This window comes from Rhodoplanes sp. (assembly GCF_013377085.1).
In the GTDB taxonomy this organism is placed as follows: domain Bacteria; phylum Pseudomonadota; class Alphaproteobacteria; order Rhizobiales; family Xanthobacteraceae; genus Rhodoplanes.
Genome location: NZ_JACAAX010000087.1, coordinates 1 through 2,522, shown reverse-complemented (window position 1 = coordinate 2,522; position 2,522 = coordinate 1). Strand labels below are relative to the sequence as shown.

At 74.2% G+C, this 2,522-nt stretch carries 1 protein-coding gene and 1 pseudogene; both read left to right on the top strand.

The genetic code is table 11. From position 1 onward, the window contains the following. Nucleotides 1–1,128: TAXI family TRAP transporter solute-binding subunit (locus HXX10_RS28900; protein WP_296526966.1), on the top strand; the 1,128-nt coding region annotated here is incomplete at its 5' end. 45 nt (nt 1,129–1,173) lie between these two features. Further along, nucleotides 1,174–2,522 (top strand): annotated as a pseudogene (locus HXX10_RS28895) (hypothetical protein); the annotation flags it as partial.

Genomic DNA, 2,522 nt, shown 5'->3' with positions numbered 1-2,522 from the left:
CCTGCCGCCACCACGCCCGCCGGCGAGGCGGCGCGGGCCGCGGCCCGGGCGCGCGTGCCTTTGCGCCGGACCGTCACGGTGCCGGCCGAGCCGGCGCTCGGTGCGAAGATCGCGCGCATCAACACCAACACCATCTCGATCGTCGCCGGAGGCCCCGACGCCACCGCGCTGACGATCGCCTCCGATCTGTCCGCCGTCCTCGACGACGGAGACGGGTTCCGCATCCTGCCGATCGCCGGCAAGGGCGGCGGACAGAACATCCGCGACGTGCGCTTCCTGAAGGGTATCGATCTCGGCATCGCCCAGACCAATCTGCTCGGGCTGATGCAGCGGTCGAACGAGATCGGCCGGATCGACGACAAGATCAGCTACCTGGCCAAGCTGTTCAACGAGGAGATGCATGTTCTGGTGCGGGCCGATTCGCCGCTCGCCGGCGTCGGCGACCTCGCCGGCAAGCCGGTGAATTTCGGCGAGCCCGGCTCCGGTACGCAATTCACCGCCCGCGACGTGTTCGCCCGGCTCGGCGTCGCGCCCGCCGAGGTCGACCTGCCGCAGGCGGACGCGATCGAGAAGCTGCGCAAGGGCGAGATCGCCGCGGTCGTGCTGATCTCCGGCAAGCCGGCGCCCGCGATGGCGCATCTCGCCGGCGGCGAGTTCCGCCTGCTGCCGCTGCCCTTCGCCAAACCGCTGCAGGCCGACTACCTGCCGGCGGCGCTGACGGCGGCCGACTATCCGGGCCTGATCGGGCCGGGCGCGACCGTCGACACCATCGCGGTCGGCACGGTGCTGTTCGCCCATGTCTGGCCGAAGGGCTCGGAGCGCTACCGGCGCATCGAGCGGTTCGTCGAGGCGTTCTTTCCGCGGCTCGCCGAGCTGCAGAAGCCGCCGCGCCATCCAAAATGGATCGAGACCAATCTGAGCGCCACGGTGCCGGGCTGGACGCGCTTCCCGGCTGCCGAGGAGTGGCTGCGCCGCAATGCGCCGCCGCCCGCGCAGGTGTCGCGCGAGCAGTTCGAGCGGTTCCTCGCGAGCCGGCGGGTCGCGTCCGACGACACGGCGACGCCGGTCGATCGCGAAAAGCTGTTTCAGGAGTTCCTGCGCTGGAACGGGACGCGCGAGCGCCGCTGAGCGCCGGCGTCCGGCATCGGCGCCTGATGGGGTGGAGGATATTGGATGAGTGCCCCGATCGACGACAAAGGCTTCAGTGAGCCGCTGCGCTATGCGCCGCCATGGGCGCGGCGCGCCGCTCCCGACGCCGCCGGCGAGAGCGCGCCGCCCGCCGTGCCGGACATCCCGTCCGAGCCGCCCGTGCGGGCCGAGGCGGAACCGGCCGATCCGTCGATGGGCGATCCGCCGGCCGAGGCCGATCCGCACGACTCGTCTTCGCACGATTTCTCTGCGGACGATCTCTCGGCGCGCCGCGAGGCGCCGCGTGATTTGGATCGTCCCGATGCGGAACAGCCGAAAGCGGCCTCTCGGCGCGATCCGGCGGCCCCGGAGGATCGGCAGGCGGATGCGCCGTCCATCGGCGACCTGCAATTCGGCGATCCCGCGCCGGCCGATTCCGCGTCGGACGATTCCGCGGCGGCGGCCGATGACCCGCGCGATCTGATCTTTTCCGCGCCGAAGCTGCAAGACGACGCCGCACCTCGGGCCGCGGAGCGGCGGCCCGCGGGCGTCGTCCCCAAGACGGCGCGGCCGGTGCCGCCGCCTGTCGTGCGCGAGCCGGCCCGATCGGAGCCGCCGCATATCGAGGATTCGCCCACCACGGTGCCGTCGGCCGGCGACCCCGGCGGGTTCGGCTGGCTGCGGCAACGGCCTTTCGAAGGCGACGTGGCGATGCGCGAGCTGACCCGCCGCCTGGCGCTCGATCCGCATCTCTTGCCCGAGCCGCCGCGCGCCGTCGACCGGCTGCGGGTGCCGTGGCGGGCCGCCGCCTTCGTGGCGGCGCTGTGCGGGGCGGCCGCCGCGGTCGCGCTCGCCCTCGTGCTGGTGCTGTTTCCGAGCGCCGGCACGGCGCCGCGCAGCGACGTCATCGATATTCCGGCGCTGGCCGGGGCCAAGACCGACCGCGCCCTGATGGCGGGGCTCGAACGGTCCGCGCCGGTGCGGCTGGTGCTGGTCGAGACGCGCCGTGCCGGCCGCGGCGAGCCGGTCGCGCTCGGCGTCACGCTGACGCGCGGGCTCGGCGAGGGTAGCCTGATTGTCTCCGGGCTCGCCGCCGGCAGCCGGCTGTCCGCCGGCGCGGCCCTGGCGTCGGACCGCTGGCGCGTGCCGCTCGCCGATCTCGGCCGGGTCGCCGTGGTGCCGCCGCGCGGCTTCTCCGGCACCATGGAGCTCGGGCTCGAGCTGCGGCTGCCCGACGACACGGTCGGGGACCGCAGCGCCATGCGGATCGAATGGAGCGGCGCCGCGATCACGCCGGTCGCCGCCGAGTCCGCGGGCAGCCCTGCGGCGCCGGCGCAGCCGCGCGGCTCTGCGCGGGGCGGTCCGGAGCTGGCGTCGGCCCCGACGCCGGCGCC